This is a genomic window from Priestia koreensis (assembly GCF_001274935.1).
GTDB lineage: Bacteria > Bacillota > Bacilli > Bacillales > Bacillaceae_H > Bacillus_AG > Bacillus_AG koreensis.
On the sequence record NZ_LILC01000008.1, the window covers coordinates 1 to 7,922 of the forward strand.

The window sequence follows — 7,922 nt, forward strand, 5'->3', positions numbered from 1 at the left end:
ATTCTAAGAATCTCAAGATGCCTCAAAGGCGAGTATTCAGAGTAGGATCTGGAATTTAGATAGTGGTGGGGTTAAGGGTACGGGTAATACTAATCTGACTGAACCGTCATTACCTAAGGGTAGTAAGCCAAAAGGAGAATACACAAAGGGTGATTCACATGGTGTTAAGAAAGACAATGAAACAGCAGATTTCTTGGCAAATAAGGGCTATGAAATAAAAATGTTAAATGAAGTAAATGGCGGTAATGGTCATGGTATAAAAGTAACATCTAATCCAGATTTTCTCATTGAAGGCAAAGTATTTGATTGTTATTCCCCAACACCAAATACGAAGACAGATAATGTCCTTAGGACCATAACAAATAAAACAAAAACACAGGCAGAAAGAATTGTTCTTAATGTGGATAATTTTCCATCTGAGAAAATTCTTGAAATTACTGAAGGTATTCAAAGAAAAGCTAATCCAAATGGAGATTTGAAAAACTTAAAAGAATTACTTATTGTGAACGACGGAAAAATTACACGAGTATTTGGAGAGGAGAAATAAATGGATTACGAATTGTTTTTAAGCTCTAATTTAAGTTGTAAATCCCTGGCGGAAATTATTCGAAGTATAATAGTTGGGTATGTGAACGAAGATATAACTGTTCACATTAGTGAAGAAGAAATAGTTATTGGGATTGAGTATTTTTCATTAGCTCTAGAAATAGAGGATATATCTGACATAGCTTTTATTAGAAGGCATTACGATTTAGATGTAAATGTATGCATTAGAGTTCAATTATTTGATAACACTTTCTATCAAGGAATAGAAGTTTTGTTTAAAGTTATTGGGAGTCTTATGAGACAAGTTGGCGGAAATCTATTGTTTTTAGAAAACGGTTCGGATCAATTACTTAGAAAAGAGAATGGTAAGTTAATTGTCAATAGTGATTTAGATCAATACCAGGTAAAATATTTAACCAAGAGTTTGCTTAGTTTTCTCCAACATCCTTACATTAAAGAAAAATTGTCAAACTAGGCATTTGGTTATTATTAACGAATAAAACCATTATAATTAGAGAAGAAGTTAACATCTACCTAATAGCTAGAGCGGCCTTATGTGAACAAGCATTACTAGATGAAAATGACCCAAGAATTGAGCAGAAATGGGAAGAGTTAATTGTTTTACTAAGTGAAGATGAAAACTTAACTTCGAGTTTCTTAAAGGTTTGTACAAAATCAGAACTTTCATTTTTAAGTGAGATTTTTGAAGAAGCGACATATAATTTGCAAAGTAAAAAGTATATTGAATCACTATATTGCCTAGATCAACGATACCCAGACGTAAACTTAAAGAGAAGTATACAAATTGCTGAGGAGTACTTGGATTAAATTTGAGATATCAAAGTTTTGAATCCAAAAGTTTATGCGAAAAAATACTTTATTTAGACTAATTACTTCTTTAGAAGAAACAAATAATGATATTTTGTATCAAGAGAAATTAATCCTGATTTCCAAGCAAACACCTTGATTGGCTAAATGCCTTTCAAGGTTTCTTTTTTTGTTGGTGGGCTACGTACTGCCGAGTAAATCGGTTTTTACTTACACAAAAAAGCTGAGGGAAAAGCACACGCTGCCCTCATTAAAGTAGAAAAAGAAGCAGCCCTTGAGAAAAAGCGCTTAACGGAAGAGGCGAAAAGAAGAGAAGAGAAGAGTTAGGGTCCCTTTCGCCGTTTGCAGATGCATGGGATGATGTATCAGGTGGTGTGCAACATGCGGCCCACGCTACAAAGTACCCAAAGTATCGAAGCTAAAAAAATTAAGTAAGTTATCCAAGGCTACCAAAAGTCATACGGAAGCGATTGCGAACCGAACGTAAACAAAACTCGTGGCATTTTTAAGAAATCCAAACAGCTTAGAAAATCGACTGGTAGGAGAAGGCTATTGGAATGCCAGTCGTCAAACGAATGATTTGCCGAGTAACAGAAACGAAACCCCACCTGTAAAACAACCGCCGATCTGTCGACCCACCTAAACCACGTACAGTCGTGGAGAAGGTTTCAAAAGCGCAGCTAGAGAGTCTGAAGAATAAAAAAGGCGCTCAGTATAAGGTCGATGGGAATCGAAAGATTGAGCGGGTTGAGAGTACTAAGGGTACGGTAAAATATACTGGAGGAAGAACACAGAAAGAATTGGATGATTTAGCAGGAGATCCATCACATGGAGGAAGAATTGAAGGTCAAGGAATAAAAGAAAGAGAGATTGGATTAGAATTAGAAAGTCGCGGTGATTTAGGAAGAATTATTAGAGATCAAAAAGCTGATAAAGGTGCAGAGTTTATTGATACTGTTACAGAGAAAAAATGGGATGTAAAGAGCTTTGAATCTTATCCTAATGGTCATACTTCACCCAAAAAAGGTGCTTTTACAGTTGATAACGCTATGAAAAAAATAAAGAAAGAGTTTGAACGTGGTCACAATGTTATACTTGATGATAGGAATTTGACCCCAGAACATACCAAGCAATTGAAAGAGGCAATACAAAAAGAGGGTATATCAGACAAGATTATTTGGTATCCTTAGAGGGAGGAATTATAATTAATAATCGCAAAAAAGAGGAATTAATTCAACTTTTAGAATCACATAAAATTTGGCTTGATTCTCTAGGGTTAGAAGGCAAGAAGTTAGTTCTTGATGAAGTAAAGTTGACCGAAGTAGATTTAATAAAATATCCATTAAATCAAGCTTATATTACAGATTGTATCTTTAATAATATGCATTTGATTAATATAGAAATGTATTCTTCAACTATTTGTTCTTCAAGCTTTGTGTTTGCTAATCTAGAAAATGCTGATTTCTATAAAGCAGATGTTTCTTATGCAAACTTTACAAACGCAAACCTTCAAAACACAAGATTTGCTAAGAGTGATTGTATTGAAACTATCTTTAATAGTGCAAACTTAAGTGATGCAAAATTAGTAGCAGCCCTTTTTGATCATGCAGATTTTCGTCATGCAAACCTTCAAAATGCAGACGTAAGCGAATCGACGTTTGAAAATGTATTACTAAAAGGAGCTAAACTAACAGGGGTTCGAGGGTTAGAAGAGGCTTTTATTAAAAGTATTAATATTGGGACACCAGAACAACCAAATATTCTAATAGGTGGAGAGGCTAGAAAGTGGTTAGAAGTGATGAGCAATTAAAGTAAGAGCAAAATAACTTTTGGGATATAAGTGATTATAACCTTGATTGGCTAAATGCCTTTCAAGGTTTCTTTTTATTATATATGGCATGATGAAGCAAAAAACAGCTTATTACCCGTAGTACAAGAGAAAGAAGTAGTTTGGTAAGGGTAAGGCTAATTTTTTTATTTGTAGATTTTAAGATTGCAACATCAACATAGGGTATAGATAAAGTGAAGGGAATGCCACCTATTGTTCAGTCACGCATTAATATAAGTAATGATGGATGGGGTCATGTAATAGATAGGCATTTTTCTAATAAGAATGCTTCACAGTTCACAATTTCTCAGGATGAACTACGCTCATTGCTAACAAGCAAAGATATTGTAAAATCTCCTGTTATTAGAAGCCTAGATAGTGCCGACGGTGTTCGATATGTAAGAGAAGTCACTTTAAATAAATCAATTGGACTTGACAAGTTTAATAATTTTAAATCTACATCTACAATGACTATTCTGACCGATAAACATGGTAACCTAGTGACAGTAACCCCAGGGAAAATAAAATAGAATGTTTGGAGAGGATGAATTATGAAACTTATTGGGAGTAAAACTGAACAAGAAATTAGGGAACTCCTTATTAAGTCTAATCAGTTACTTTTCAAAAGTGAAGAGAAAAAAAGGCTTCTAGAAGTGATAAAATGTTCTTATCCAGAAATGATTACAGCATATATCATTTATTGGATACCTGAACAAGGTGAGGATATTTATAAGATACTAATAAACGATAGCATTATATCAGAAATTGAACTAGAGCGTAATAATTCTGAAATAATGCCGAAAGTCGAAACTATAACAATATCTCAGTATTTAAGAGGGCTTAGTAAGCAAAATCAAATTAAATTAGCTGTTGCTCTTGATTTAGCGAAACATGACTTAAAATACAAAGGTTAATAATTATATATGGAAATGTGATATCAAACTTCCCTAAATTTTTTCTCAAAAACCTTGATTGGCTAAATGCCTTTCAAGGTTTCTTTTTTTGTTGGTGGGCTACGTACTGCCGAGTAAATCGGTTTTTACTTACACAAAAAAGCTGAGGGAAAAGCACACGCTGCCCTCATTAAAGTAGAAAAAGAAGCAGCCCTTGAGAAAAAACGGTTAGCGGAAGAGGCGAAAAGAAGAGAAGAGTTAGGATTCTTAGCGCCGTTTGCGGATGCATGGGATGATGTATCAGGTGGTATGCAGCATGCGGCCCACGCTACAAAGTATCGAAGCTAGAAAAATTAAGTAAGTTATCTAAGGCTACAAAAAGTCATACGGAAGCGATCGCAAATCGCACGCAAACAAAACTTGAAGCACTTTTAAGGAATCCAAACAGCTTAGAAGATCGACTGGTAGGAGAAGGCTATTGGACGGCCAGTCGTCAAGGGGATGATTTGCCGAGTCACAGAAACGAAACCCCACCGGCAAACAACCGCCGATCTGTAGATCCACCTAAACCACGTACAGTCGTGGAGAAGGTTTCAAAAGCGCAGCTAGAGAGTCTGAAGAATAAAAAAGGCGCTCAGTATAAGGTCGATGGGAATCGAAAGATTGAGCGGGTTGAGAGTACTAAGGGTACGGGTAATCTTTCATATACACAAAAAGTAGATAAATATCAAGAAAGGACCCAGGCTATCCGTGATAATTTACCATCAAAATATAAGAAATATGGTAACGTTGCAGTAGCGGATGTTAATATTTCTGGACTTAAGTCAGAATTTAAAGCGCATAGTAGAATTCATAAAGAATATGAAGGTGGTTTTTCATATGTCATTGGTGAAGGTAAATTTCCAGCTAAGTCAGTTAACCACAAAGGAGAAACAGATGCACCAAATGCGTTCTTAAGAGCTAATGATACTGAACGTAAAATCCTTGAAGATATATCAAGGCAATTAGGCGATGATAAGACTGTTAAGGGAACAATTGATTTATTTACGGAGTTACCTGCTTGTGGAAGTTGTACAGATATAATTTTGCAGTTTAGAAAAGAATATCCGAATATCAAATTAAATGTATACTCGGGAGAATTTAAAGATTAGAAGGGAATGTATAAAAATCAATGTTGAGTAGTTATGAAGAGCTTAATCAATATGTCATAGAAGATTTTAATGAATTTTTAAATGAAGGTTTATCTATTTCACAAGTAACTGAAAAACTTCTTGAAGAATACTATAGGGGGATAGTGAATAGTAAGGTTGAGAAATTAGTTATATATTTAAGAATTGCACTTTTGAGTATTGAAAGAAATTATCTTCGTGAAGATATTAAAGCTGAGTTAATGAGTATGATAAATGAACTCGAATCAATACCTACTAAAGAGGAAGTAGTTTCTGAAAATACAAAACAAATTTTATTAGACATCGAAAGATTTAAAAAGAAATCTAAGGATGTTAATAAAATTTTATAGTAAGGAAAAATTAGTAGAGTTAGTATAGTTTCATGGACACCATTTAATTAAGTCCTTACAATGACTTTTGAGAGGATGTGTCCGAAATGGAACGTAAACGTGCAGGCAAAACATACAATGATGAGTTTAAGAAAACGATTGTGGATTTATATCATGCAGGAAACTCGGTTAAAGATTTAAGCAGCGAATATGGCGTATCAGAAGTAACAATCTATAAATGGGTGAAGGCATTCACACCTATCAGCTCAGAGGAAGGCTCTCTAACACCCAAAGAATTAGCTGAAATTCAGAAGGAAAACCTTCGGTTAAAACAAGAACTAGATATTTTAAAAAAGGCTATGGCCATATTCGCAAAAAAGTGACAGAAGAAGAGCTCAACCATTTTATCGAGACATATAAAGGACCATACAGCGTTCAGAAAATGTGCGAAGTGTTAACGATTCCAAGAAGTAGCTACTACCACTCGTTCAAGAAGACGTTATCAAACCGTGAACAGGAAAATCAGAAGCTGACGAAAGAAATCCAACGAATTCATGTGAAAAGTAAGGCACGTTATGGTGCTCCCAAAATTCATCAGACTTTAGTAAATAACGGGTGTTACCTAAGCCTAAAGCGTGTTCAACGCTTAATGAAAAAGGCAGGAATTCGTTCGATCACAAAGAAAAAATACCGTCCTTATCCGTCAAAAGAAAAGGTTATACAGCTAGATAATCTGTTAAAACGAGATTTCTCTACACAGACCATTAACGAGAAATGGGTGGCAGATAGTACGTATATCCCTACGGTAAAAGATGGTTGGGTGCTATTTAGCATCTGTATTAGATTTGCATTCTAAAAAAATGGTTGGCTATTCTTTTTCCCGTTCTATGACATCCGAACTGGCTATAGAAGCACTTAGGAACGCTTACACTGCTCAAAAGCCCGAAAAGGGCTTACTTCTTCATACGGATCTTGGCTCACCATACACGAGTAGCGAGTTTACTCAGCATGTCCACGAATACGAGATGAAGCAGTCTTTCAGCCAGAAAGGCTGCCCTTATGATAATGCCTGCATCTTGATTCCTGGAATGAACAAGGATGGAGATGGTTACATCGGACAGGTAATAGAAAAATCCATAACACCACAAAAAAAGACCGGTCGAAGTGTTCTCCTTGGAAAAGCAACACCTAAGACCAGTCTCAGGAAACATTCATTTCCTAAACAAACATGAAAACAGTATAACAAGAAGTGTCCACAAGGACAATACCATACGGTATTTATCTAATAGGTACTCTCTTCCACTTGGAACTTTTCATAAGCATGAGACTGTCTCAATAAAAGAAACAAAAGACAGAGAGCTATTAATCTATACATCTGAGACAGGAGAACTTCTGGCCAAACATCAGATTCCAAATGGGAAAGGTCAATTAATAAAGGACAGAAAACATACAAGAGATCGTACAAAAGGAATTGATGCATTTATTGATACAGTAGCGACTCAATTTAAAGAAACAGAAGCTGCGTATCATTACCTGGATAAACTTCGGGAAAAATACCCCAGGTACATTCGTGACCAATTACAAATGATATTTAAGGAAACAAAACAACACACTGGTCACCTTCTATCAGAAGCTCTCATGGAATGTGTTAAAAGAAACTTATACAGTGCGACAGATTTTAGCGATATCATTTTATACATTAAGCGACAACGGCAGGCTCATGATACAGCGATTGATAGAGCTGAGATTGTTTCACCTTTAAACAGTACATCTGGATGGGCTATGGAAACAGAAGCACCAAAAAGAAATATTGATGCGTATACTGTCTTTTTGGAAGATGGTGATCTAAGTTGAATCAGCTTCAAGAGGTCCAAAACTTATTAAGGTGCCTTCGCTTAGCTGAGACAGCTGAATGATTGCCTGAATTAATTAGAGAAGCAGATTTGGTCATCATCGATGATTTAATGTTTATGGCAATGAATAAACAGGAAGCCAATATGTTCTTCCATCTTATTAATAACCTTTACAATCAATCCTCCATCATACTTACATCCAATAAAGGACCAAAAGAATGGGGGGAACTCTTAGGTGACCAAGCTATTACTACAGCTATTCTAGACCGGATCTTACATCGAGTAGAAATCGTTCATTTGAATGAAGATAGTTGGAGAATGAAACATCGAAAAACGATTTTTGGGGAACACAGTGTTTCAAATTAATCAGCAAAAATTGTGTCATTCTACTTGACGGTCACAGATGTCATACTGTCAATACTAAAATAACTTATAAAACTTGCAAATATTTATAAACTTAAAGCACTTGATTGCCT

At 35.3% G+C, this 7,922-nt stretch carries 9 protein-coding genes and 2 pseudogenes; all 11 read left to right on the forward strand.

Annotated elements, in window-relative coordinates; genetic code table 11:
* The first annotated feature begins 193 nt into the window (after positions 1-193).
* Positions 194-547, forward strand: coding sequence for a CdiA C-terminal domain-containing protein (locus AMD01_RS23440; protein WP_211263386.1), 354 nt, complete (start codon positions 194-196; stop codon positions 545-547).
* The gene (locus AMD01_RS06550; protein ID WP_053400623.1) at positions 548-1,021 is read left to right on the forward strand and encodes a hypothetical protein; all 474 of its coding nucleotides are present in this window, start codon (positions 548-550) and stop codon (positions 1,019-1,021) included.
* Positions 1,022-2,030: 1,009 nt separating this feature from the next.
* The gene (locus AMD01_RS06555) at positions 2,031-2,564 is read left to right on the forward strand and encodes a hypothetical protein (RefSeq protein ID WP_053400624.1); all 534 of its coding nucleotides are present in this window, start codon (positions 2,031-2,033) and stop codon (positions 2,562-2,564) included.
* Entirely contained in the window at positions 2,552-3,184 is a 633-nt protein-coding gene (locus AMD01_RS06560) for a pentapeptide repeat-containing protein (protein ID WP_053400625.1), read from the forward strand. The genes AMD01_RS06555 and AMD01_RS06560 overlap by 13 nt, the downstream gene beginning before the upstream one ends.
* A 221-nt stretch (positions 3,185-3,405) precedes the next feature.
* Entirely contained in the window at positions 3,406-3,732 is a 327-nt protein-coding gene (locus AMD01_RS06565; protein WP_053400631.1) for a hypothetical protein, read from the forward strand.
* A gap of 21 nt (positions 3,733-3,753) precedes the next feature.
* Positions 3,754-4,116, forward strand: coding sequence for a hypothetical protein (locus AMD01_RS06570; protein ID WP_053400626.1), 363 nt, complete (start codon positions 3,754-3,756; stop codon positions 4,114-4,116).
* A 560-nt stretch (positions 4,117-4,676) separates the two neighbouring features.
* Positions 4,677-5,246 carry a deaminase domain-containing protein gene (locus tag AMD01_RS06575; RefSeq protein ID WP_169775938.1) on the forward strand — a complete coding sequence of 190 codons (570 nt, stop codon included), beginning with the start codon at positions 4,677-4,679 and terminating at the stop codon, positions 5,244-5,246.
* 20 nt (positions 5,247-5,266) lie between these two features.
* The gene (locus AMD01_RS06580) at positions 5,267-5,614 is read left to right on the forward strand and encodes a hypothetical protein (protein ID WP_053400628.1); all 348 of its coding nucleotides are present in this window, start codon (positions 5,267-5,269) and stop codon (positions 5,612-5,614) included.
* A gap of 86 nt (positions 5,615-5,700) precedes the next feature.
* A pseudogene (locus AMD01_RS24675) lies at positions 5,701-6,669 on the forward strand (IS3 family transposase); the annotation flags it as partial.
* A gap of 97 nt (positions 6,670-6,766) precedes the next feature.
* Complete coding sequence (locus tag AMD01_RS06595) at positions 6,767-7,447, forward strand: Mu transposase domain-containing protein (RefSeq protein ID WP_053400630.1); 681 nt, start codon at positions 6,767-6,769, stop codon at positions 7,445-7,447.
* A 74-nt stretch (positions 7,448-7,521) separates the two neighbouring features.
* Positions 7,522-7,812, forward strand: a pseudogene (locus AMD01_RS06600) (ATP-binding protein); the annotation flags it as partial.
* Positions 7,813-7,922: the final 110 nt, after the last annotated feature.

Coding starts and splice junctions, on each gene's coding strand:
- AMD01_RS06570 (WP_053400626.1), top strand. CDS start 3,754: ATGAAACTTATTGGGAGTAAAACTGAACAAGAAATTAGGGAACTCCTT.
- AMD01_RS06550 (WP_053400623.1), top strand. CDS start 548: ATGGATTACGAATTGTTTTTAAGCTCTAATTTAAGTTGTAAATCCCTG.
- AMD01_RS06565 (WP_053400631.1), top strand. CDS start 3,406: ATGCCACCTATTGTTCAGTCACGCATTAATATAAGTAATGATGGATGG.
- AMD01_RS06580 (WP_053400628.1), top strand. CDS start 5,267: ATGTTGAGTAGTTATGAAGAGCTTAATCAATATGTCATAGAAGATTTT.